The following is a 22,710-nucleotide window of genomic DNA, read 5'->3' as shown; positions in this document are numbered from 1 at the left end:
TGCTTCCGCGGCGGCCCGCGTGGGACACTGATCGGACCATGCGTTTCATCATCCGTGTCGTCGTCAACGCGTTCGCGATCTGGGTCGTGACGCTCATCCCGCTGCTCACGGTGAAGGTGACCGCGTACGCCGAGGGCAGCGTGCCGCTCGTGATCACGCTGCTCGCGATCGCCGCCGTCTTCGCGCTGGTCAACACGATCATCGGCACGGTGATCAAGATCATCGCACTGCCGCTGTACATCCTCACGCTCGGCCTCGTCAGCCTGCTGATCAACGGCCTGCTGCTGTACATCACAGCCTGGATCACCGGTTTCTGGGGCTGGGGTCTGTCGATCGGCGACTTCTGGTGGGGGGTCGTGGCCGCGCTCGTGATCACGGTGATCAACTGGATCTTCGGCATCATCCTGCGCCCGCAGCGCAAGAAGGCGCGGCGCTGACTCGCTCACGGCTCGGTCTGCACGCTGTACGCGGTCGCGACGCCCTCACCGAGCGCGCCGAGATCCCGCAGCTGCTGTTTCATCTCGCCCAGGCGCGGATCCCGGCTCGCATCGGTCATCGCCGCCGTCTCGGTGTAGTGGTCGGCCCGGTGGGTGTCGATACCCGATGAGTCGGGCACCGCGCGCTCGATGATCACACTGCCGTGGCCGCCGTTCTGACCGGCGAGACCGGGGCCCTGCAGCTGCGGAACCAGGTCATCGGAGTGCTGCACCATGACGTGCACGACCCCTTTGCCGAGCGCGGCGGCGACCGGCGAACCCATCGCGTACTCCCCGACCACGTGGTACGGACTGACCTGAGCGATGTTCTCGGTGACCATCGCGCCCTGGGAGTAGCCCGCGAGGATCAGGTCGTCGCCCGGCTTGATCCCGGCCGAGCGCAACGCCTCCAGCGTTCCCGCGTAGGACGCGGTGGGTCGTCCCTCGTAGAGATCGACATCGGCGGCTCCGCTGAACGCCTCCCGCGGGCCGCTGCCGAGCACCGTCCCGGACACGTACGCGACGAACGCGGGGCGCTGGCCCGGGCGTTCGTACCGCTCCACGACCACGCGCGCGTCGCCTGCGCCCCCGGGGATGCGGACCTGCAGTTGCTCGAGCGTGGACGGCGCGGTCACTTTCGTCCGGGAGACCTCCGCGACGGCCGCGCCGGGCAGCGCTCCGGCCAGCGCAGGACCGGTGGGAAGGTGCCCCTGCCGGTTGATGACACCCAGCATGGCCAGCACGGCACCGCCGACGCCTGCGCCGAGCGCCAACCCTCCGGCGAGCAGAGGAATCTGCTCCCACGCGTTGCCGGGCAGACCCGGGTCGCCCATCGCGGTGGTCGCGGCCAGGGTCAGAAATCCCGGAGGATACTTCTGAGCAAGTCGATGCATCGCAGCGCGGAGTGCGGCATCGTCGGCACCCGCGGTGCCGATCCTGAGCCGCAGTTCGACGGTCGCGTAGATGTCCGCGACGGTCGCCAGATCGCGCGCGGTGGCGTCGATCTGCTCGGCCAGCTGATCGAGCCGCGCCACCAGTTCCTCTCCCCCGAGCGGGCGCACCATGAGGCACACGCCGCGCACCTGGGCCAACGCACGGTGGACTTCGCTCCGCGCGTGCCGGACCTGCCCGCGGCAGGCGAGCGCCTGCTGATGGGCGAGCAGGATGGACTCGCTGTCGACCGCCAGCCGCCCGCCGGAGCTGATCGTGAGATCTTCGCCCATCAGGCGCACCCCTCCGCGACGAGGTCGATCGCACCGGTCAGAGTGCGTGCGTAGTCCCCCGCCTGGCGCGCGGCCGCACCGGCGGACCGCGCGAGGTCGAACGCCCGGCCCTCGAACGTCAGGGCCGTCGGGGACTGCCAGGCCGTCGCGTCCGCCAGCCCGCCGAGACTGCGCATCGCGCCCTCCAGAAGCTCCGCCGCCCAGGCCGCCGCATGTGCCGCGTCGCGCACCATCGCCTCATCCATCGTCGTCGTCATGTCCATCACTGTGCGCCGGCATCGCCGACGCCGCGGGGCGAGAGGTCGGAGAGGACGGTCTCACCGCGTCGACCACCGCTGGGGAGGAACCACAGCGGCCCCGAGTGTGCAGAATGGACCCATGGCCACGAGTGACGACCCGTTCCGCGTCGTCTTCGTGTGCACCGGAAACATCTGTCGCTCACCCATGGCCGATGTCGTCTTCCGCGCACAGGTCGCGGCGGCCGGATACGGCGATCGCGTCGCGTCGCGCAGCGCGGGCACCGGGGACTGGCACGTGGGTGAACGCGCGGACCGCCGGACGCTGGACAGCCTCGCCCGGCGCGGGTACGACGGGTCTTCCCACCGCGCGCGGCAGTTCACCACTGAGGACTTCGAGCGCAGCGACCTCATCGTGGCCCTGGATCGCAGCCATGAGCGCATCCTGCAGAACTGGGCATCGACCCCCGCGGAGCATGACGCGGTCGTCCTGCTGACCTCGTTCGACCCGCAGGCGGCCGGGACCCCCGACGTCCCGGACCCCTACTACGCCGGTCCGGAGATGTTCGACGAGGTGCTCACCATGATCGAGAGCGCGACGGCGGCCCTGTTCCGGCAGGTGCGCCCGGGTCTCAGCTCCGGACGCTGAGCGGCCGCGTCCGGCACTGACTCGCCGGAACCGGGCTCCGGATGCGGTCGCCGGTCAGTCCGGCGCTCATCCTGCGCGGCCGAAGGTCAGCGACGTCCGGTCGGTATGATCGAGGGGTCGACGTCCGCGCTCTGGCGCGTGTTCCGACCGATTCCTGGCACACGATCTGGAGTAAGCCGTGACCTCTCTGCCTCCTCAGCCGCTCAGCCCCCTCGATGGGCGTTACCGCGCCGCCGTCGCAGATCTCGGCGAATTCCTCTCCGAAGCGGGTCTGAACCGCGCTCGCGTCGAGGTCGAGGTGGAGTGGATCATCGCCCTCACCGACCGCGGTCTGTTCGGCACGCAGGCGCTGTCGGACGAGCAGAAGGAGGCGCTGCGCGGCGCCTACCGTGACTTCGGCCAGGCTGAGATCGACTGGCTCGGCGAGCGCGAGGCGGTCACCCGCCACGACGTGAAGGCCGTGGAGTACTTCGTCCGGGACCGCCTCTCCCAGCTGGGTCTGGACGCGATCGCGGAGCTCACGCACTTCGGCTGCACGAGTGAGGACGTCAACTCGCTCTCCTACGCCCTGGTCGTCAAGCGCGCCGCCCTGGATGTCTGGCTGCCCGCCCTGCGGACGGTGATCGAGCGTCTGCGTGAGCTCGCGCACGAGCACGCCGACGCGGCGATGCTCTCGCACACGCACGGTCAGCCGGCTACGCCGTCGACCATGGGCAAGGAGCTCGGCGTGTTCGCCTGGCGTCTGGACCGCGTCGCGCGCCAGGTCGAGGCGAACGAGTTCCTCGGCAAGTTCTCCGGCGCGACCGGCACCTGGTCCGCGCACGTGGTGGCGGACCCGGACGTGGACTGGCCGACCGTCGCGCGCGAGTTCGTGGAGGGTCTGGGGCTCGGCTTCAACCTGATCACCACGCAGATCGAGTCGCACGACTGGCAGGTCGAGCTGTACGACAAGGTCCGTCACGCCGGCGGCATCCTGCACAACCTCGCCACGGACATGTGGACGTACATCTCGATGGCGTACTTCGCCCAGATTCCGGTCGCGGGCGCCACCGGCTCGTCGACCATGCCGCACAAGATCAACCCGATCCGGTTCGAGAACGCCGAGGCGAACCTCGAGATCTCCGGCGCGCTGCTGAACTCGCTGTCCACCACGCTGGTCACCAGCCGCATGCAGCGCGACCTCACCGACTCGTCCACCCAGCGCAACATCGGCGTCGCATTCGGCCACTCGATGCTCGCGATCGACAACCTCCGCCGCGGCCTCGGCGAGGTCTCCCTCAGCCGCGACGTGCTCCTGGCGGACCTGGACCACAACTGGGAGGTGCTCGGCGAGGCGATCCAGACCGTCGTGCGCGCCGAGGTCGTCGCGGGCCGGTCCACCATTTCGGACCCGTACGCGCTGCTGAAGGAACTGACCCGCGGCCACAAGGTGGGCGCCGCGGAGATGCGCGCGTTCGTGCAGGGACTGGAGATCGGCGACGAGGCCAAGGCCCGTCTGCTCGCGCTGACCCCGCAGACCTACACCGGCGTCGCGGAGACACTCGCGCACGGCATCTGAGTCACGGCGATGGGGACGGACCGGCCGGTTCGTCCCCATCGTCATTCCCGGTAGTGTCGGACCTCATGACCCTGCCCCGCCTCTCCCCTGCGCAGGCCGAGGCCGTCCGGTCGTGGCTGCCGGACGCGGAACTCGTCGCGGACATGTCCTGGCCCGGGATCGACACCACCGTGCTGCACGTTCGAACGCCGGCAGGCGAGGTCGTGGTGAAGGCCGGCGGGCAGGGAAACCACCACATCCGACGAGAGCTCACCGCGCACGAGTCGGCGACCGGACCCCTGCTCGCGCGGGACGCGGCCGCCCGCCTGCGGCACGCGGATCGGGACGCCAACGTGCTGGTGTTCGACTTCCAACCGGGCGTGCTCGTCGAAGGGACCGAGGCGGAGCTGTCGCCGGAGGTCCACCGGCAGGCCGGTGCGCTGCTGCACGCCCTGCACGACCAGCCCGAACGCGTGGACGCCGAGTACGACCGCGCCGCCGACGCGAAGGCGCTGGCCTGGCTCGCCGGTGAGCACCGGGTCCCGTCCGCCGACGCGGCTCGGGTGCGGCGCCTGCTCACGAATCGCCGTGCCGAGCCGGCGACCCTGGTGCCGACGCACGGGGACTGGCAGCCGCGCAACTGGCTGATCGACGGTGACCGGGTGCGGGTGATCGACTTCGGCCGCTTCGCGTTCCGTCCGGCCGCCACGGACTTCGTTCGCCTCGCCGCACAGCAGTGGCGTGAACGTCCGGACCTCGAGGCGGCGTTCCTGGCGGGATACGGCTCCGATCCTCGCGAGGGTGAGATGTGGCGCTATGCGCAGCTGCACGAGGCGGTCGGCACGGCCGTCTGGGCGCACCAGGTGGGCGACGAGCCCTTCGAGGCCCAGGGACTGCGCATGCTCACCGAGGCCCTCGCCCGCTTCTGACGCTCCCGTCGCCCCACCCTCGCACCTGGTCAGAGCCATCCCGTTGTTCCGCTGAGTGACATTCGTGTTCGCGGATCCGAAAAGTGGTGCCATGATGTCCCTGTACACACAACGTGCTCCGGGGTCGGTGAAAGTCCGAACCGGCGGTGATAGTCCGCGACCCGAGGTCCTTGCGATCGAGGTTGATCTGGTGGAATTCCAGAACCGACAGTCAAAGTCTGGATGGGAGAAGCACGGATGTGGAGTGACGCTTTCGCAAACGCATGAGCGCACCCCATGTTCCCCCCGGAGCCGCCGCAAACGGAAAGGGAGAGCATGGATATCCTGCGGTGGCTCATCGACATCTTCAATTCGCACATCGAACTCGGCAACGGTCAGACGTTGCAGGTGCGAGAAGTGGTCGGAAACATCTTCGGTCTGGCATCCGCCCTCGGCGGCATGCGGCGCAAGGTCTGGGCATGGCCGGTCGGCATCATCGGCAACCTGCTGCTGCTGAGCGTCTTCCTCGGCACGATCATCGACCCGAGCTCGTCTCTGCCGCATCTGCTCGGCCAGGCGGGTCGACAGGTGATGTTCATCGCGGTGTCGATCTACGGCTGGGTGCGCTGGCGTCAGACCAAGGAGCAGACCGGCGCAGCGGTGGAACCGCGCTGGGCCAGCTGGCCGACGCGCATCGTGCTGATCGTGGTCCTGTTCGGTGGGACGGCCGCGCTCACGCCGCTGTTCGCCGCCCTCGGTTCCTACGCTCCGGTGTGGGCGGACGCCTGGACGTTCGTCGGCTCGTTGCTGGCCACCTGGGGCATGGCGAAGGGGTGGACGGAGTTCTGGCTGATCTGGGTGGCGGTGGACATCGTCGGCGTGCCGCTGCTGTTCAGCGCCGGCTATTACGCGACCGGGCTGATGTACGTGTTCTACGGCGTCTTCACCCTCATCGGCTTCGTGGTGTGGTCACGGCAGACCATTCGGCGATCGCGGGAGAGCGACCCGGCCGTTCAGAACGTCTGAGCTGACCGACGGAGCCCCGCGGACGCGTCCGCGGGGCTCCGTTGATTCGGCGTGTCAGATCACGGCGCTGACGCGCCGGACCCACCGTTCTGCTTGTCGTGCTTGTCGTGCTTGTCGTGCTTGTGGTCGGAGTCGTAGAGCACCGGATGGTCGACGGTCTTGGTCACGTCGGCCGGCTTGATCGCCAGCAGCAGCATCGAGATGCCGAGCAGTACGACGATGAACACGATGCCCGCCATGATGCCGCCGACGATGAGCGCGTGCGCCACGGTCTGCGCGTTCTGACTCGCGTTTCCCCGGCCCTGGAACAGACCGAGGGAGACCGCGGTGACGACCCCCGCGAATACGGCCGCGATGAACGCCAGGCCCAGCAGCTGAGCCGGACGCATCAGTTCGCGACGCGTCGTCGGCTTCTTCTCGTCAGTCATTGTCCGCCTTCCCGGAAAGCGCGGCGGAGTGGGTCGCGCTGATGTCCGCCGCCGTGACGCCGTCGGCTGCGGGGACCGCGGCCGGACGCTGGGGCGAGAAACCACTGATCGCCTCGTACACGGCGATGACGGCGGCATAGCCACCGAAGATGCCCACCGCGATGATGATGCCGGTGAGCGAGAACTCCTGATCGGCGTCCTTGACGTAGTACGGCAGGTCGTACCCCACCGGGACCACGGCCGTCGCGGCGGTCAGGACGAGCGTGATCACACCGAGCGTCACGGCATCGCGAGCCTGCGGGCGAAGCGCATCGATGCGGCGCTCGCGCAGCCCCCAGATCAGCTCGACGAGGCCACTCAGAGCCGCCCACGAGATCACCACGACGAAGAACGTCACATCGTGCCGCAGCAGCGGTGCACTGGCGACCATGCCGGCGACGAAGGAGATCAGGGCCAGCAGGATCGGCGCGGTCCGGCGGCCGGCCGGATAGACCAGCCAGACCGCGAGCCCCCAGACCAGCGCCGTGGCGATGGCGAAACCGCCGAACACCGACAGCCCGACGGCGGCGGAATGGTCCGACGTGAAGGTGATCATGATCGCGGCGATGGCCGCGAACAGAGCACGAGCGAGCGCGACATGACGGACGGTGTACGTCGGGGTCGAGGCGGCAGGCATGGCTCTCCTCAGAACGGCAGGCGCGGACCCACTCAGTCTATCGTCCGGTGCGCTGGGGGGCGGATGGGAGAACGTCGTGCACGCGCGAGCACCCACAGCGCTCCGAAGCGGAGCAAGATGGGTACGTCTGAAAGGGGACAGGATGCAGATCGGAATGGTCGGCCTCGGCCGGATGGGTGCCAACATCGTGCGCCGCCTGATGCGCGGCGGTCACGAGTGCGTCGTCTACGACGTGAACGCGGACTCCGTGGACGCACTGGCGGCGGAAGGCGCCACCGGCACGAAGACGCCCGAGGAGTTCGTCGCGGCACTGCGGACGCCGCGGGTGAGCTGGTTCATGATCCCGGCCGGACTCACCGGCCAGGTCGTCGAGCAGTTCGCCGCACTGATGTCGCCCGGCGACATCATCATCGACGGCGGCAACTCGAACTACCGCGACGATGTCCGCCGAGGCGCGAAGTACGCCAAGGACGGATTGAGCTACATCGACATCGGCACCTCGGGTGGCGTGTTCGGCCTGGACCGCGGCTACTGCCTGATGATCGGTGGACCGGACGACGCCGTCGCGCACATCGACCCGATCCTGCGGACGATCGCACCGGGAGCCGGCGACCTGGAGCGCACACCCGGCCGTTCCGGACCCCTCAGCCCCGAGGAGATGGGCTACCTGCACTGCGGACCGACCGGGGCGGGTCACTTCGTGAAGATGGTCCACAACGGCATCGAATACGGCATCATGGCGGCGTTCGCGGAGGGACTGAACATCCTCGAGCACGCCGATGCGGGAAAGGACGAGACCGAGCACTCCGCCGAGGTCGCCCCGCTGGAGGAGCCGCAGTACTACCAGTTCGACATTCCCGTGCCGAAGGTCGCCGAACTCTGGCGTCGCGGTTCGGTCGTCTCGTCCTGGCTGCTGGATCTCACCGCCGCGGCGCTGGAGCAGAATCCGGAGCTGGACGGCCTCGCCGGACGAGTGTCCGATTCGGGTGAGGGACGGTGGACGGTGAAGGCCGCCGTCGATGTGGGCGTTCCCGCTCCGGTGCTGGCGGCGGCGCTGTTCGAGCGCTTCGCCTCCCGCGGCGAGGACCACTTCGCCAACCAGCTGCTCTCCGCCATGCGCCAGCAGTTCGGTGGCCACCAGGAGCTTCCCGCAGGTGACGTGCTGGAAGCCGGTGGCAAGAAGGCCGACAAACCGGAGAGCTGACGCACCACGACGAGGGGGCGCCGGACTCGGTCCGGCGCCCCCTCGTCAGTGCGAGGTCACTGCACGGACCAGCCGCCGTCCGACGCGAGGATGGCGCCGTTGATGTTGACGGAGTCGTCCGAGAGCAGGAACGTGATCGACGCGGCGAGCTCCTCCGCGGTCGCGATCGTGGGGATCGCGCCCTGGAACGGCGCCAGGCGAGCGGAGCCGGCCTGCGACATGTTCGGCGGCATCGGGATGCCGGTGGCGACTCCGCCCGGGGCGACGGCGTTCACGCGGATGCCCTGCGGGCCGTACATGAACGCCGCGGACTTGGTCATACCCACCACGCCGTGCTTGGAGGACGTGTACGCGTTGCCGGATGCGTTGCCCCGCAGGCCCGCCTCGCTCGTGACGTTCAGGATCGAGCCGCGGCCGGCCGCGGTCATCGCCGGAAGCACCGCGCGCATGAGCTTGAACGGCGCGGTCAGGTTGATCGCGATGACGCGGTCCCAGGTGGCGTCGCTGGTCTCGCCCGCGGGCGAGAAGTCGTCGTTGATGCCGGCGACGTTCGCGAGACCGTCGATGCGCTCGCCCGCGGCGGCCACGACGGCGTCCACGGACTCCTGCTCGGTGAGGTCGCCGGCAACGGTGACGATGTCGGCGTCCGGCAGTGCGTTCTTGAAGGCGTCGAGCTTGTCAGCGGCGATGTCGACGGCCACGACACGGCCGCCCTCACGAGCGATGCGCGACGCGGTCGCGCGCCCGATGCCGGACGCGGCGCCGGTGACGATCACGGTCTTGCCTGCGAAGCGGCCCGCGGTGACCTGCTCGTTCCACCCGGCGGACGCGTCGTCCTCCGGAATCTCGCCGCCGTTGGCGGCGCGGACGAGGTCATCCACGACGGACTGCGGCATCGCGCCCTGGCTCATCACGACGAGCTGCTGCAGGGGCAGGTTGCGAACGGGCGCGAGCTGGTCCGGATTCGCTCCGGTCTGCGCCAGCAGTCCGCGGATGAGCTCACCTCCGGTGGGGTCATCGAGCCAGTCGCCGATGCTGGATTGTGCGGTCAGTGCCATCTGAATCTCCTTCGGACAGGGGCGGGGGTACCCGCCGAGAAGTTACGCAACGTTGCGTCCACTTATCTTCGAGTGTACAGGACTACCCTGGAGCAATGGCCCGTCCACGCAGTGAAAAAGCCCGTCAGGCCGTGCTCGGCGCGATGCGGACGATGCTGGCGCGCGACGGATACGACGCGATCACCGTGGAGGGGATCGCCGCGAGCGCCGGGGTGTCGAAGCAGACGATCTATCGCTGGTGGCCGTCGAAGGCCGAGATCCTCGGCGAAGCACTGCTCGAGGGCGAACTGCCGGGTTTCACGGATGCCCTCGCGACGACCGATGATCTCTCAGCGGACCTGCGCAATTGGCTCTCGATGTCCACGGATCACCTGGCCATGACCGCCAACACGCAACTGGCCCGTGCCCTCATCGCGGTGACGGCGACCAACCCCACGGTTGGTGAGTCACTGAACCGCCGCTTCGCCGGACCGATCGTCGCCGCCGTCGCGCGACGCATCGAAGCGGCGAAGGCGGTCGGCGAGGTGCGTTCCGACACGGACGCCACGGCCCTGGCGGACGTCCTGCTCGCCATCACGTCCTATTCAGCGCTGCAGGGCCGCCCGCTCACCACAGCCCACATCGACGCCATCGTGGGATCCCTGCTGCACGGCATCACCACCGACTGACCTCGCTCCCACCTCCGACACTTTCCGGGGTCCGGAACTGCCTCCAGCGAGAGCGAGCGCAGGGTCGCTCCCACGATCGGCAGATCCCGGCGTGTGGAAGTGCAGATCGCGGGAGCGACACGGGTCAGGCGGCGACGGCTTCCGGTGCCGCACTCGCCGTGACGGCGACACGGGCGGCCCGGTGCTCGCGAATACCGGCGAGCACGGTGAGCACGAGACCCGCGACGGTCCAGATCACGAGAACCGTCCACGGACCGGAGGTGTCCGCGTCCGGGAAGTAGGACAGATCACGCAGCAGCGTACCGGCCGCTCCGGGCGGGAACGCCTGACCGATCGCACCCCACGGCCGAAGCAAGAACTCCACCGGCACGGTCGCCGCGGACAGGGGGTTCGCGAACAGCATCATGACAACGGCGCCGAGCGGGATGCCCACCTTGCCGATCAGACCGTACAGTCCCGTCACCGTGGCCGAGATCGCGCCGACCGCGAGCGCCAGGGCGAGCGCGTTGACGAGGTACGAGCCCTGCAGCGCACCGAACCAGCCTTGCAGCACACCGGCGAGGAGGAATCCGGCGACCGCCGAATACACGACGACGCCGAAGAGCCGACGCCACGCGCCCTTGACCAGCAGCGACAGCAGGACGCCGCCGAGGAGTCCACCCAGGACGAGCGGGAATGCGGCGACGGCGAGACCGGTGCCCCGCTCGTCGGTGTCCGCGAGCGGGACCACGTCCGTGACCTTCACCGTGACCGTCGGAATCGTGAACGGGGTGCCGGCGGCTCCGGTGTCCGGGATCGTCGGCTGCCGCCCGGCGGCCGCGGCCGCGAGCGCCTGCTGCAGCACCGTCTTCATCTGCTCGGCGGCTTTCTCCTGCGCCTGCGCGACACCCGCCTCGACCTGCGTTCGGATCTGTGCGTCGATGCCCGCCTGCAGTTGCGTGGCGATGCCCTGCAGCATCTGCGCGATCGAGGAGTTCGCGGCGGTCGCGATCAGGACCTCCGGGGCGTCGGTCGCCTCGGTGCCGAGCACGATAGCCCCGTACACGTCCCGCTTCTCGATCGCCGTCACGGCCGCTGCGCGGTCATCGTATTCGGTGAGCTTGACGGCACCGTCAGCCTTGTCGGCGACCTGCTTCTTCACGGTGTCGAGCTGTGCGGCGGGACCGACCACGCCGACCGGGATGTCCTTCGGTGAGGCGGTGACGCTCGGCCACGCGAAGGCGAGCAGGACGACCCCCACCACGACAGAGAGGGCGACAGCGATGGCGAGCACGCGCGCCAGGGGAGTGTGGAAACGCGTATCGGACGCGGAGCCGGACGACGACATGGACACCTTCTTTAGAAAAACGAATATTCGTTCTGTATTGTGCGCGGGGCGGTTAGAGTTGTCAACACGGGGAGGTCGACATGCCGAAGGTGACGGACGAGCACCGAGCCGCGCGACGCGGAGAGATCATCGAAGCCGCGCTGCGGGCGTTCGCGCGCAACGGCTACGCGCGAACCTCCATGGCGGACGTCATCGCCGAGTCCGGACTGTCCGCCGGGGCGATCTACGGCTACTTCAGCGGCAAACAGGATCTCCTGCGCGCGGCGGCCGAGCGCGTGCTCGGCGAGCGGGGTCGCGCGCTGCGCGAGGCGGCGGAGGGCCAGGCCCCGCGCCCGTCCGAGGTGATCCGCTCCTTCTTCACCGCCGTGTCGAAGGAGGTTCCACCGAAGATCCTCGTGCAGCTGTGGGCGGAGGCGACGATGGACCCGAGCATCCGCAGCACCGTGCACGAGGTCTTCGAGCGCCTCCGCGGCACGATCCGCGAGGCGCTCGAGATGTGGGGCGCGCAGAATCCGGGCCGCGTGCCGGATTCCGCGGACTGGTCCGCCCGCGTCGCCCTCGCGATCGCGAGCTTCGGTCCCGGCTTCATCCTGTTCAGCGCGATGCTGGACGACTTCGACCAGGACGCCTACTTCGACGGCATCGATCTGGCGCTCGGCATCGACCCTCGCTCCTGACCCGACGCCCTCCTGTTCCCGGCGGGAGTGACGCTGCAGAGGTGAGGGAAGCGGAAGCGACTCAGACGGTGATGCGAGCCACCAGTCGATCGATGTCGGCGTCGGAGAGCCCGCCGCCGTCGCGCAGGTAGCCGCGCATGTCACCGTACTGCTCGGCGACCGCGGCTCGCGCGGCGTCGAGGAAGCGCGGTGCGACCCCGAGAAGGCCCGCGAACGCGGCGGCCTTCTCCGGCCCGACCGCCGCCTCGATCTGCTCGCGCAGCCGCGCGATGACCCGTGCCAACCGCTCATTGCTGAGCAGGTAGTCCCGCATCACGTCCTCGTCCGAAACGCCGGCCACGGTCTGCACGACCGCAGCCAACCAACCGGTGCGGTCCTTCCCGGCGGTGCAGTGCATGACGACCGGACCCGGAGCGTCCGCGATCATGCGCGCCGCTCGACCGAACGCACGCGCGGCCCCGGGGTCGGTGACGAAGGTCCGGTACATCAGGAGCCCGACATCGTGCTCCTCCGCCAGCCCGACGGCGCCGAGTCCGCCCGCTCGGGACGCATCCAGCAGGCGCGAGTCCTCCGCCTCGCCGATGATGTCGACGCGCGCCGTCACCGCGCCGCGGACGTCGACGTCCGGGGCTTGCGCGATCTCGGCCGCGGAGCGCAGGTCGATCACGAGTGCCGGTTCGAGCGCCTCGAGGGCCGCCTGATCGGCGTCATCGAGCGTGAGCGCGGACGAGCGCCAGACCACTCCCGGCCGCAGACGCGTGGCGCCCGCCGTGTACGGCGGGTCTCCGGCGACGTCGCGGAAGTTGTCGATCGAATCCAGCTGCAGTGTCATGACGCCACGCTATCGATCGCGGGCGCGCTCGCGCATCGCTTGACCGCATCGCGTGCCCGCTTCGTGTGGGGCGGGACAGCGTATACATTGTGCATGTACTTACCCCCGAAAGTCGGTACTCGACCCTGTCGATACCGCCTGTATGGATACACAGCGCCGAGGGGTGTGCTTGAATCGCCCCACGTTTCACGTCGAGATCGAGGGTGATGGAGATGAACACGACCGCTCAGACCGGCGCGCGCTATGCCGCGGCGTTCGAACGCAGCATGACCGACCCGGAAGGCTTCTGGCTCGAGGCCGCTCAGGGAATCGACTGGTACCGCGAACCGACGCAGGCGTTCGACCCGGACTCCGGCCCCTACGGCCGCTGGTTCCCGGACGGCGAACTCAACACCAGCTACAACGCGCTGGACCGCCACGTGCTGGCCGGCCACGGTGACCGGGTCGCGCTGATCTACGACTCCCCCGTCGTCGGCAAGGTGCGCGAGTACACCTACGAGAACCTGCTCAGCCGTGTCGCGCGCTTCTCGCACGTGCTCGCCGACGCCGGCGTCGCCAAGGGTGACCGCGTGCTGATCTACATGCCGATGATCCCGCAGGCCGTCGTGGCCATGCTCGCCTGCGCCCGTCTCGGCGCCGTGCACTCGGTGGTCTTCGGCGGCTTCGCGGCCAAGGAGCTGAAGGTTCGCATCGATGACGCACGGCCGAAGGTGATCATCACCGCGTCCGGCGGAATCGAGCCGAACCGCGTCATCGAGTATCTGCCCACCGTGCGCGAGGCGATCGAGACCGCCGAGCACCGCGTCGAGACCGTCGTGGTCAAGGACCGCCCGGAGATCCCCGGAACGGCGGCGGAGTTCGAGGGCACGACCCCCGGCACGCAGTGGTGGGACTGGGCGAGCCGGTCGATCCCCACGACGCCCTACCCCGCGATCCCGGTCCGCGCCACGGACCCGCTGTACATCCTCTACACCTCCGGAACCACCGGCACCCCGAAGGGCGTCGTCCGGGACAACGGCGGACACGCTGTCGCGCTGCAGTGGTCGATGAAGAACATCTACGACATCGATCCGGGCGATGTCTGGTTCACGGCCAGCGACATCGGCTGGGTCGTCGGCCACAGCTACATCGTCTACGCCCCCCTGCTCGCCGGCGCGACGACGATCATGTACGAGGGCAAGCCGGTCGGCACGCCGGACGCCGGTGCGTTCTGGCGCGTGGCCGAGCAGCATCGCGTGAACGCCCTGTTCACCGCCCCCACGGCGCTGCGCGCGATCCGCCGCGTCGACGCGGACGGCGAGTTCGCCGCCGGACGCGACCTGTCCGCGCTGCGCAGCTTCTTCCTCGCCGGCGAGCGACTGGACCCGGAGACCTGGAGCTGGGCCGGGGACCTTCTCGGCAAGCCGGTGATCGATCACTGGTGGCAGACCGAGACGGGGTGGGCGATCTGTGCCAACCTGCGCGGGCTCGACCCGATGCCGCTGAAGGCCGGCTCCCCGTCCGTTCCGGTGCCCGGCTACCGGGTGGAGGTGCTGGACGGGAACGGCAAGCCGGTTCCGGCCGGCACCGAGGGCAACATCGCGATCCGACTGCCGCTGCCGCCGGGCGCGCTGCCGACCCTGTGGGGCGGCGACGAGCGCTTCGAGAGCTCGTACACGAACGCGATCCCGGGCTACTACGCCACCGGTGATTCCGGTTACGTCGACGAGGACGGCTACGTCTTCGTGATGGGGCGGGCGGATGACGTCATCAACGTCGCCGGGCATCGTCTGTCCACCGGCTCCATGGAGCAGTCGCTGCTCGAGCACCCGGCCCTCGCCGAGGCGGCCGTGGTCGGCGCCAAGGACGAGCTGAAGGGGCAGGTCCCGGTCGGCTTCGTGGTGCTCAAGGCCGGCGTGGACATCCCCGAGGACCAGCTCGTCAACGAACTCGTGGCCCAGGTGCGCGGCGATATCGGTGCCGTGGCGGCGTTCCGGCACGCGGTGGTCGTCCCCCGCCTGCCGAAGACCCGCTCGGGGAAGGTTCTGCGCAAGACGATCCGACAGATCGTGGACGGTGATCCGGACGTGCGGATCCCGGCCACCATCGAGGAACCGGCCGTGATCGACGACATCCGCGAGGCGTCCGAGCGCCTGCGCGCCTCGATGAGCTGACCCGCGGAGCACGGCGGACCCGCACGCATCCTCGGATGGTGCGGGTCCGCCGCGTCCGGGCCGAGGGGTCTCCACGCGAGGAGTCCCGAACCCACGATTGCGGCCCCTCGCGTCGACCGGCCCGGTCCAGGGTGGCCTCAGGCGGACGCCGCCGACGTCTCGCGCGCCGCCCCGTCCGCCGCGTCCCGTGCCGCCAACGCCGCGCGGCCCGAGAACGGTCCACGGAACAGCAGCGCGAGTGGACACACGTTGAGCGCCCCGACGGTGGCGAAGAGTGCGCCCACGGCGACCAGGATGATCCCGACCACCGCGGTACCGCCCGTGGCGACCGTGATGATGCCGGCCCCGATCAGGATGATCCCCGCCACGATGCGGATGCCGCGTCCGAACGGCGTCGCCATGAACTGTGCGAATCGCATGATGTCCTCCTTCTTTCGGAGTCCACCCGTTACGACGAGCGCTGCGCCGACCCCTCGCGGGTACGGCACACCGCGCACACACCGCGCACGACGACTCCGGCGTCTGCGAGGTGGGTGCCGAGCTGCTGCTGGATGGCGTTGATCGCCGAGTCCGGAATCTCGATGTCGACGACGCCGCCGCACTTCGTGCACACGAAGTGGTCGTGCGTCTCGGGACGGGCATCGAGCACGACCGTGCGTGCGTCGGTGGCGACCGTTCCGATCTCGCCTCTCTCGATCAGGCGGGCGGTGATGCGGTGCATCGACGTCAGCGACAGCTCGGGCAGGTCCGCGGCCAAGGCCTCGTGGAGCTCGAGATTCGTCGCGTGGCCGAGGCGCTGCAGCGCCATGAGCACAGCCCTCGTCTGGACGGTCGACATGACCTCCATGATAGGTGAACTGTTCATGATTCATCACTGTAAATCATTCACCGTTGTAAGTCATTAACCTCTTTCGCGGCGTGTCGGCACGAATTGCCGGATCGCGTCGAACAATTCCCTCAGGTGCGCGCGTCCAGCGCCTGGTCCAGGTCGGCGATGAGGTCCTCGACGGCCTCGAGCCCGATCGACAGGCGCAGCACGTCGGCGGACGGACGGGCCTCCGGCGCGACCGGCCGATGGGTGAGCGCGGCCGGATGCTGGATCAGTGAATCCACCCCGCCGAGGGACACCGCGTGCGTGAAGAGACGAACGCGCTCCACCGCTGTTGCCGCGGCGTCGTACCCGCCCGCGAGGCGGACCGCGAGCATGGCGCCGGGTCCGCGCTGCTGCCGCTGCAGGAGGCCGGCCGGGTCCGGATCGAGGCCCGGGAAGTGGACCGCCGCGACGGCGGGATGATCGGCCAGGTGCGCGGCGATGATCCGCGCGCTCTCCTGCTGGGCCCGCAACCGCAGGGGCAGCGTCTGCAGTCCGCGATGCAGCAGGTAGGCCGACAGCGGGTGCATCAGCGCCCCGGTGATCGCGCGCACCTGACGCAACCGGACGGCCATCGGCTCCGCGCACGCGATGACACCACCGATGACGTCGCCGTGGCCGCCGAGGTACTTCGTCGCGCTGTGCAGCGACATCGCGGCCCCGAGATCCAGCGGATTCTGCAGGACGGGGGTCGCGAACGTGTTGTCGACGACGACCGGCACCTCTCCGGCCGCGGCGACCACCGCGGCGATGTCGACGAGCTCAAGGGTCGGATTTCCCGGCGTCTCGATCACGATCAGTCCGGTGCCCGGCCCGACCGCGTCCGCGACACCGCTCGGTTCGACGAAGACGGTGTCGGTGCCGAGGAGCCCCGAGTCCAGCAGATGGTCGGTCCCGCCGTACAGCGGCCGGACCGCCACGACGCCGGGGCGCCCGTCGGCACGGGCGGCGAGGATGGCGGCCGTCATCGCCGCCATGCCCGAGGCGAACGCCACGGCCGCCTCGGCATGCTCCAGCGCGGCGAGCGCGTCCTCGAAGCGCGCCACGGTCGGATTCCACAGGCGCTGGTAGACCAGACCGCCGTCGGCGAGCGGACGCCCGCCGGTCGCGAGGGCCTCGTAGGCGTCTCCGCCGGCGAGCAGGGATGGCAGCGGATTCGTGGTGGACAGGTCGATCGGCGGAGCGTGCACACCCTGCGCGGCGAGGTCAGCACGACCGGCGTGCACGGCGAGGGTGTCCAACTGCATGTCGTCCGGAATCATCCCCCGATCATGCCCCACCGACCGGCTGCGGCGTCAGGGCTCCCGAACCTTGTAGTAGACCGTCTGGTGCGAGGTGGCGACCAGTCGTCCGTCCGGAGCGAACAGTCGCGCGTGCTGATCGAACATCCCCTCCGAGAACCGCGACGCGGCGGCCTGCAGCAGCAGCTGCTCCGGAGTGCCGGCCAGCACCTCCGCGTCGTCGTGGAAGTAGGTCGTCATCGACACGGTCCCGGTCGCGGCTCGCATCCCGGTGTGCAGGAAGATCCGCGGGAAGGACGCATCGGCCGCGGCGGCGATCGCGGCGTGGTCCCACGGGCGGAGCTCGGTCTGGGACAGCCAGCAGATGCTCTCCGCGTCGCCGGTCGGCGTCGGTCCCGGCAGTCCCCCACTGACGAAGCGCATCCGGTAGCGGTTCAGCCACTCCGACGTTCGTTCGATCTCCGCCACCGGATAGGCCTCCGGGGCGTCCACGACCGGCATCACCGCATCCTGTGCCTCCCAGCCGCGGTGCGGGAGGGCGAGCAGTGCCGTTCCGGTGAGCACCGTCTGCCCGTCCTGTTCACCGAGGATCAACCAGTGCTGGTTGGAGCGGTTCGTCCGCACCGGTCGAACCCGCAGGCGCCACGGACCCTCGGTGAGCGGCCCGGCGAAGTTCACGGTGAGCGCCGCCGGCTCCCCGATCGCGTCGGGGTGCGCCTGCACCGCCGCGAGCGCGGTCGCGGCGGTGATGCCGCCGAACGGACCGACCATGTTCCCCCAGGCCGGATGGGTGTGCGCGGTGACGGCGTTCTCGCCGTCCGGCGTGAGGGCGATGGCGTCGTCGAAAAGCGTCATGACCTGATTCTGCCCGACGCGCCGACCCGTGGGACTGAGTGTCATCGATGGCGACTCAGAGTGCACAATGGGGAGGTCGAACAAGGAGCACCATGCCGAACACTCGCGACGTCATCGCCGGATCGACCGTTCTGATCACCGGAGCCGCACGCGGCATGGGCGAGCTGTACGCACGCCGTGCCGTCGCAGCGGGCGCCGCACGCATCGCCCTGTGGGACGTGGATGAGGCGACCGCCACGGCACTGGCGGCCGAGCTCTCCCGCTCCGGGACGGATGCGCGCGCGTACCGCGTCGACGTCTCGCGATCGGAGGACGTCCGCGACGGCGTCGCCCGGACGCTGGCCGACTTCGATCGCGTCGACGTCCTGATCAACAACGCCGGCATCGTGCGCGGCTCGCTGTTCTGGGAGCACGACCCGGAGCGCGACATCGAACTCACGATGCGGATCAACACCCTCGCGGCGATGTGGCTGACCCGCGAGCTCCTGCCCGGCATGATCGCCGACACGTCCCGGCCGAAGCGGATCCTCAACGTCGCCTCCGCCGCCGGAACCCTCGCGAACCCGCACATGAGCGTGTACGCCGCCAGCAAGTGGGCGATGATCGGCTGGAGCGACTCCGTCCGCCTGGAGCTCGGTCGTGAAGGTCACCGCCACGTGAAGGTCACCACGTTCTGCCCCAGCTACGTCTCCACGGGCATGTTCGCCGGCGCCCGCGGACCGCTGCTGACCCCGATCATGACCCCGCGTCAGGCCACACGTGCGGCGTGGGACGGGATGATCGCGGGTCGCGCGATGGTCACCAAGCCCTGGACGGTGAAGCTCGCGATGGCTCTGCGCGGCGTCCTGCCGACCCCGCTGTGGGACGTCATCGCAGACCGGGTGTTCCACGTCTACTCGTCGATGGATCACTTCACCGGGCGCCCCGGAGCCTGAGGCCGAACGCCTCGAGTCAGAACACCGGAGTCAGAAGGCGGACACGCGGTCGGAAACCCGCACCCGCGCGGCCTGCTCGATCAGCGGCAGCGCGCGGTTCACGGCCTCGTCGACGCGTTCGCGCACCGGGCCCTCGCGTAGGACGTAACCGTCGAAATCGTTCGTGCTGGCGTAGACGCCGAGCGGAAGGGTGAGCGCTTGGAAGAAGCTGAACAGCGGCCGCAGTTGGTGATCGAGGATCAGGGCGTGGCGTTCGCCGCCTCCGGTCGCCGCCAGGAGAACGGGCGCTCCGATCAGCGCGTATTGGCCGACGAAGTCGAACAGGTGCTTGAACAGTCCGGTGAACGAGGCGCGGTAGACCGGGCTCGCCACGACGAGCAGATCGGCCCCTTCGATGGCCTGCAGGATCTCCTCGACCTCGGCGGGCAGCTGATCACGCGAGAGCGTTCCGGCGAACAGCGGTCCGACACGGGAGAGTTCGATCAGCCGCGTTTCGACGTTCGCCCGGCTGCTGACCGCGTCCAGGATCGAGGACACCAGCGCCGTCGTCTTGCTCGGCTCATGCAGGGAACCGGACACCGCGACGACGCGCAGCGGCGTGGGCGCCTCGGTGCCGGAGGCGGCCGCGGCGGGCGGAGCGATCGTGTCGGACATGCGACGACGGTATGCCCGACGGCGTCCGGACACCATCTGCGTGCGTCACGCGGCGACACACGTCCCCTCCGTCCGCCGCGCATTCCCGGGGTGGCGGCATGACCGAGAGCTCCGCGCGAAAGCGGCCTCTCACCAGCCCTGACTCGCTCCGGAGGGCCGTGTCCGAAGCGTGATCCGATGGTCATCGGATCGTGATCGGAAGCCCTTCTGCTGCGCACGGGAGCCTCATAGGTTGGCGCCATGACAGCGAAGTCACGAACGATCGCGTGGGCCACGACTCTCCTCGCCGCCGCACTCCTGCTCGCCGGGTGCTCGGCCGCCGGCGGCGCGGGCGGTTCCGCCGCGCAGCCGCAGCACGTCGCAGAGGCGCAGGGCAGCGCGGACGGCACAGCTCAGTCCGCGGCGGACGGAACCGCGGAATCACCGGGTGACGCCGTCGTGATCACAGGCGAGATCTGGCTCTCCGGGAAGGACCCGATCGCCATCGCCGAGCGTGCGACGAAGCTCGTCGGCGACGCCGGTGGCCGCATCGATGGGCGCGATGAGTACGCCGACGACGGGCACGGCACCGGACGCGCGGCCCTCGTGGCGCGGATTCCCGCGAAGAAGCTGGACGCCGTGCGCGCCGAGCTCGCGAAGATCGCCTCGATCGATCAGACCTCGCTGCACAGCGCGGCGGTCGGGGGCACGCAGCGAGACCTCGAGGCGCGCGCCGGCACCCTCCGCGCGTCGCTCGCGCGATACACGGCGTGGCTGCAGGCCGCCACGAAGCCGGCCGACCTGGTCTCGCTCGAGGAATCGCTGAGCGACCGCCAGACGAAGCTGGAGGAGATCGAGGCGCAGCTGCGCGAACTCAAGGACCAGGTGTCGATGTCCACCATCACGCTGACGATCTCGACGACGCCCGCAGCTCCGGAGGAGGACAAGCCCGACACGGTCCTCACCGCTCTCGCGATGGGGTGGAACGGGTTCGCCGCGTTCTGGAACGCCGTGCTGCTGGGGTTGAGCGTGGCGCTGCCGTGGCTCATCCTGCTCGCGCTGCTCGCGGTCGTGGCCCTCTGGTTCATGCGCCGTTATCGGCGTCGGACACCGGCCGTCGCCGGAGTCCCGGCCGCCGGGATGCGACCGACCGTCGCTCCCGTCGTCCCGGCACCCACCGCTGCACCGACAACGACACCGACACCGACACCGACACCGACACCCGCTGCCGCGCCGGCAGCTGCGCCACGAGTGACGCCTCCGCCTTCGCAGAGTCCGACCGCGGCACCCGGCTCAGCGCCGCGGAGCGCGCCTCCGGCACCCGATGCCCCGCGCGGTGAGACCCGTCCGCCGGGGTGAGCCGGGTCAGCGCGGACGGACGGTGAGGCTCTGCGACGACGTCCCGAACGGCCCGTGCTCGTCGTGCAGCACCGTGTGCGTCAGTCCGCGTCCGTCCGGCCCGAAGGACACGGCGGTGTCATAGCCGATCCACGCGCCCGACGGTTCGCGGAACAGGTGCGCGGTGAGGTCCACGTTCGGGTAGTGCGCGTCCTCGGGTCGCAGGCGCGGCGAGATGCCGTTCGCGATGTCGAGGAAGCCCAGCGTGCGCGCCGTCGCGCTGACCGGCTCGTCCGCCAGCAGCGGCACGGTCGGATGCACCCGGAAGCGCGCGCGCCCGGGCTCGTCCGGAATCCAGTCCACCTGCGCCTCGCCGATGAACGCACCCGGCCACACCGTGCTGCCATCCCACGGCTGGAATCCGTCGGCGGGAAACGGCGGCAACGCGGATCCGGCGATCTGCGTGGTGTCACCGGCGGCGAGGAACCAGGCGCGGGCCAGCACGGCCGGACGGCCGTCATGACTGAGCGTCGCCTCGACGAGTTCGATCGTGCGTCCCGGACGCAGCACGCGGACCGCGATCTCGACCTCGGCGATCGGCAGCACCCCGAGGATGTCATACGAGATGCGCGAGAGTCGCAGGCCGTCGCCCGCTCGCGCGATGCGGTCCCGCTCGATCACATGGGCGATGAGCCCGAGGACGGGTGCGATGTGCTGCTCGTCAGTGTTCCAGGCCCCTTGCACGGCCTCCGTCGCGATGAAGCGCTGCTCGTCGATCCGCTCGAAGTAGGTCGTCATCCCTCGATCGTATGCGCCCCGGGTGGGCTCCCCCACTCGCCGCGGCCTCCGGTCCCGCCGGCCGGGCGCGGAACCGCATCGCCCAGGCCGCGGCGCCCGCGATGAGCCCGAGCAGTCCGGCGACCGTGACCGGCTCTCCCAGGACGAGCCCGGCGATCAGCGCGGTGGCGGCCGGAATGACGGCGAAGACGACCGAGGCCGACCGTGCCCCGACGGATCGCACGAGGGAGGCGTAGCCGACGGTGCCCACCACTCCGATCGCGGCCACCGCCACGACGAGGAACCACGTGGGTCCCTCCGGCATGATCACGTGCTCGAACGGGATCAGGGCGGCCGAGACCGGCAGCGACGCCGTCACCCCGATCGCGGTGAACGAGATCGGATCCACCGATCCGAGCCGCTGCGCCTGCCACAGGGAACCCACCGCCAGGCCGAGCATCGCCGCGACGACCGCGATGATCGCAGGGCCCAGGCGTGCGTCGCCGATGATGCGCGGTACGCAGGCGATGATCACCGCCGCAGCCCCGACGATCACCGAACCGACGCCGAGCGCGGAGTCCGGTCGCCGCAGCACCAGCGCGGTGAGCACGGCCGTGACCACCGGATTCATGGCGATCACCAGCGCGGTGAACCCCGCGCCGACGCCTGCGTGAACCGCCCAGTAGGTTCCGACGAACTGCGCACCCTGGACGAGCAGTCCGGCGCCGATCGCGTGCCCGAGCACGCGTCCCACGGGGAGGCGACGGCGGGTCAGCAGCGCCATCGGCCAGAGGATCGCTGCGGAGAGGGCGAAGCGGATCGTGAGCATGAGGAAGGGGGAGACCTGGTGCAGGCACAGCGTGGTCAGGACGTAGTTGGCCGCGTAGGCCGCGACCACGGTGACGGCGACGGGGGATCGAGAGCTCCGTGACATTCCGCCACGATGCGCTGTTCTCGCCATCGTCGCACGCACCCATCACGA

Annotated in this window: 25 protein-coding genes and 1 riboswitch; of the genes, 11 read left to right on the top strand and 14 right to left on the bottom strand. The window is 69.8% G+C overall.

The genetic code is table 11. The features are described from left to right. Nucleotides 1–38 precede the first annotated feature (38 nt). Nucleotides 39–437 (top strand): phage holin family protein, encoded by a 399-nt coding sequence (locus BN1193_RS16695; RefSeq protein WP_040168078.1) that lies wholly within the window; start codon nt 39–41, stop codon nt 435–437. 5 nt (nt 438–442) lie between these two features. Here BN1193_RS16695 and BN1193_RS16690 read toward each other — a convergent pair whose 3' ends face one another. Both BN1193_RS16690 and BN1193_RS16685 read right to left on the bottom strand, forming a co-directional pair. Next, nucleotides 443–1,699 carry a hypothetical protein gene (locus tag BN1193_RS16690; protein WP_141396717.1) on the bottom strand — a complete coding sequence of 419 codons (1,257 nt, stop codon included), beginning with the start codon at nt 1,697–1,699 and terminating at the stop codon, nt 443–445. Then, entirely contained in the window at nt 1,699–1,956 is a 258-nt protein-coding gene (locus tag BN1193_RS16685; RefSeq protein WP_040168077.1) for a hypothetical protein, read from the bottom strand. The genes BN1193_RS16690 and BN1193_RS16685 overlap by 1 nt, the downstream gene beginning before the upstream one ends. A 121-nt stretch (nt 1,957–2,077) precedes the next feature. On the opposite strand from BN1193_RS16685, the gene BN1193_RS16680 reads away from it, so the two are divergent. The 4 genes from BN1193_RS16680 (at nt 2,078) to pnuC (ending at nt 6,055) form a co-directional block, all read left to right on the top strand. Further along, nucleotides 2,078–2,584 carry a low molecular weight protein-tyrosine-phosphatase gene (locus BN1193_RS16680; RefSeq protein WP_040168076.1) on the top strand — a complete coding sequence of 169 codons (507 nt, stop codon included), beginning with the start codon at nt 2,078–2,080 and terminating at the stop codon, nt 2,582–2,584. Between the two features lie 178 nt (nt 2,585–2,762). Beyond that, the gene (purB, locus tag BN1193_RS16675) at nt 2,763–4,142 is read left to right on the top strand and encodes an adenylosuccinate lyase (protein WP_040168075.1); all 1,380 of its coding nucleotides are present in this window, start codon (nt 2,763–2,765) and stop codon (nt 4,140–4,142) included. A 65-nt stretch (nt 4,143–4,207) separates the two neighbouring features. Further along, a complete protein-coding gene (locus BN1193_RS16670) occupies nt 4,208–5,050 on the top strand; it encodes a phosphotransferase (RefSeq protein WP_040168516.1) in 843 nt (280 codons plus the stop codon). A gap of 110 nt (nt 5,051–5,160) precedes the next feature. Then, nucleotides 5,161–5,288, top strand: a riboswitch (FMN riboswitch). Nucleotides 5,289–5,365: 77 nt separating this feature from the next. Further along, nucleotides 5,366–6,055: a nicotinamide riboside transporter PnuC gene (gene pnuC / locus BN1193_RS16665; protein ID WP_040168074.1), complete on the top strand. Its 690-nt coding sequence runs from the start codon at nt 5,366–5,368 to the stop codon at nt 6,053–6,055. Between the two features lie 59 nt (nt 6,056–6,114). Here pnuC and BN1193_RS16660 read toward each other — a convergent pair whose 3' ends face one another. Together BN1193_RS16660 and BN1193_RS16655 are read right to left on the bottom strand one after the other, a co-directional pair. Further along, nucleotides 6,115–6,483 carry a hypothetical protein gene (locus BN1193_RS16660; RefSeq protein WP_040168073.1) on the bottom strand — a complete coding sequence of 123 codons (369 nt, stop codon included), beginning with the start codon at nt 6,481–6,483 and terminating at the stop codon, nt 6,115–6,117. Further along, nucleotides 6,476–7,159 (bottom strand): acyl-CoA synthetase, encoded by a 684-nt coding sequence (locus BN1193_RS16655; protein WP_230206536.1) that lies wholly within the window; start codon nt 7,157–7,159, stop codon nt 6,476–6,478. Before BN1193_RS16655 ends, BN1193_RS16660 begins: the two co-directional genes overlap by 8 nt. 142 nt (nt 7,160–7,301) lie before the next feature. Here BN1193_RS16655 and gnd point away from each other — a divergent pair, with 142 nt between their 5' ends. After that, nucleotides 7,302–8,363, top strand: a complete 1,062-nt coding sequence (gene gnd, locus BN1193_RS16650; RefSeq protein WP_040168072.1) for a phosphogluconate dehydrogenase (NAD(+)-dependent, decarboxylating) — start codon at nt 7,302–7,304, stop codon at nt 8,361–8,363. A gap of 56 nt (nt 8,364–8,419) precedes the next feature. Here the strand turns inward: gnd and BN1193_RS16645 are convergent, their stop codons facing one another. Beyond that, complete coding sequence (locus BN1193_RS16645; protein ID WP_040168071.1) at nt 8,420–9,421, bottom strand: SDR family NAD(P)-dependent oxidoreductase; 1,002 nt, start codon at nt 9,419–9,421, stop codon at nt 8,420–8,422. 95 nt (nt 9,422–9,516) lie between these two features. Here BN1193_RS16645 and BN1193_RS16640 point away from each other — a divergent pair, with 95 nt between their 5' ends. After that, nucleotides 9,517–10,089, top strand: a complete 573-nt coding sequence (locus tag BN1193_RS16640) for a TetR/AcrR family transcriptional regulator (RefSeq protein WP_230206535.1) — start codon at nt 9,517–9,519, stop codon at nt 10,087–10,089. A 124-nt stretch (nt 10,090–10,213) separates the two neighbouring features. On the opposite strand, the gene BN1193_RS16635 is transcribed toward BN1193_RS16640, so the two are convergent. Then, the gene (locus tag BN1193_RS16635) at nt 10,214–11,416 is read right to left on the bottom strand and encodes a hypothetical protein (protein WP_040168070.1); all 1,203 of its coding nucleotides are present in this window, start codon (nt 11,414–11,416) and stop codon (nt 10,214–10,216) included. A gap of 80 nt (nt 11,417–11,496) precedes the next feature. On the opposite strand from BN1193_RS16635, the gene BN1193_RS16630 reads away from it, so the two are divergent. Continuing rightward, entirely contained in the window at nt 11,497–12,093 is a 597-nt protein-coding gene (locus tag BN1193_RS16630; RefSeq protein WP_040168069.1) for a TetR/AcrR family transcriptional regulator, read from the top strand. 61 nt (nt 12,094–12,154) lie between these two features. Here BN1193_RS16630 and BN1193_RS16625 read toward each other — a convergent pair whose 3' ends face one another. After that, complete coding sequence (locus tag BN1193_RS16625; protein ID WP_052460901.1) at nt 12,155–12,925, bottom strand: tyrosine-protein phosphatase; 771 nt, start codon at nt 12,923–12,925, stop codon at nt 12,155–12,157. A 212-nt stretch (nt 12,926–13,137) separates the two neighbouring features. Between BN1193_RS16625 and BN1193_RS16620 the strand changes: the two genes are divergently transcribed. Further along, nucleotides 13,138–15,078 carry an AMP-binding protein gene (locus tag BN1193_RS16620; protein ID WP_040168512.1) on the top strand — a complete coding sequence of 647 codons (1,941 nt, stop codon included), beginning with the start codon at nt 13,138–13,140 and terminating at the stop codon, nt 15,076–15,078. Nucleotides 15,079–15,215: 137 nt separating this feature from the next. Here the strand turns inward: BN1193_RS16620 and BN1193_RS16615 are convergent, their stop codons facing one another. From BN1193_RS16615 to BN1193_RS16600, 4 genes are all read right to left on the bottom strand, one after another. Beyond that, nucleotides 15,216–15,497, bottom strand: coding sequence for a YgaP-like transmembrane domain (locus tag BN1193_RS16615; RefSeq protein ID WP_040168068.1), 282 nt, complete (start codon nt 15,495–15,497; stop codon nt 15,216–15,218). A gap of 29 nt (nt 15,498–15,526) precedes the next feature. Continuing rightward, nucleotides 15,527–15,943: a Fur family transcriptional regulator gene (locus BN1193_RS16610; protein WP_094770591.1), complete on the bottom strand. Its 417-nt coding sequence runs from the start codon at nt 15,941–15,943 to the stop codon at nt 15,527–15,529. 92 nt (nt 15,944–16,035) lie between these two features. Beyond that, entirely contained in the window at nt 16,036–17,211 is a 1,176-nt protein-coding gene (locus tag BN1193_RS16605; RefSeq protein ID WP_040168065.1) for a trans-sulfuration enzyme family protein, read from the bottom strand. Nucleotides 17,212–17,244: 33 nt separating this feature from the next. After that, nucleotides 17,245–18,045, bottom strand: coding sequence for an acyl-CoA thioesterase (locus BN1193_RS16600; RefSeq protein ID WP_040168511.1), 801 nt, complete (start codon nt 18,043–18,045; stop codon nt 17,245–17,247). A 92-nt stretch (nt 18,046–18,137) separates the two neighbouring features. On the opposite strand from BN1193_RS16600, the gene BN1193_RS16595 reads away from it, so the two are divergent. After that, on the top strand, nt 18,138–18,980 hold the full coding sequence (locus BN1193_RS16595) for an SDR family NAD(P)-dependent oxidoreductase (RefSeq protein WP_040168063.1): 843 nt from the start codon (nt 18,138–18,140) through the stop codon (nt 18,978–18,980). Between the two features lie 30 nt (nt 18,981–19,010). Here the strand turns inward: BN1193_RS16595 and msuE are convergent, their stop codons facing one another. Then, nucleotides 19,011–19,634: an FMN reductase gene (gene msuE / locus BN1193_RS16590; RefSeq protein WP_052460965.1), complete on the bottom strand. Its 624-nt coding sequence runs from the start codon at nt 19,632–19,634 to the stop codon at nt 19,011–19,013. 240 nt (nt 19,635–19,874) lie between these two features. On the opposite strand from msuE, the gene BN1193_RS16585 reads away from it, so the two are divergent. Next, nucleotides 19,875–20,972 carry a DUF4349 domain-containing protein gene (locus BN1193_RS16585; protein WP_052460899.1) on the top strand — a complete coding sequence of 366 codons (1,098 nt, stop codon included), beginning with the start codon at nt 19,875–19,877 and terminating at the stop codon, nt 20,970–20,972. Nucleotides 20,973–20,978: 6 nt separating this feature from the next. Here the strand turns inward: BN1193_RS16585 and BN1193_RS16580 are convergent, their stop codons facing one another. Both BN1193_RS16580 and BN1193_RS16575 read right to left on the bottom strand, forming a co-directional pair. Then, nucleotides 20,979–21,749 (bottom strand): thioesterase family protein, encoded by a 771-nt coding sequence (locus BN1193_RS16580; RefSeq protein WP_040168061.1) that lies wholly within the window; start codon nt 21,747–21,749, stop codon nt 20,979–20,981. Beyond that, nucleotides 21,673–22,662: a DMT family transporter gene (locus tag BN1193_RS16575; protein ID WP_040168059.1), complete on the bottom strand. Its 990-nt coding sequence runs from the start codon at nt 22,660–22,662 to the stop codon at nt 21,673–21,675. The genes BN1193_RS16580 and BN1193_RS16575 overlap by 77 nt, the downstream gene beginning before the upstream one ends. Nucleotides 22,663–22,710: the final 48 nt, after the last annotated feature.

The organism is Microbacterium gorillae (assembly GCF_000826185.2).
Classification (GTDB): domain Bacteria; phylum Actinomycetota; class Actinomycetes; order Actinomycetales; family Microbacteriaceae; genus Microbacterium; species Microbacterium gorillae.
The sequence above is the reverse complement of the archived record's forward strand: the minus strand, read 5'-3'. Positions and strand labels throughout refer to the sequence as shown.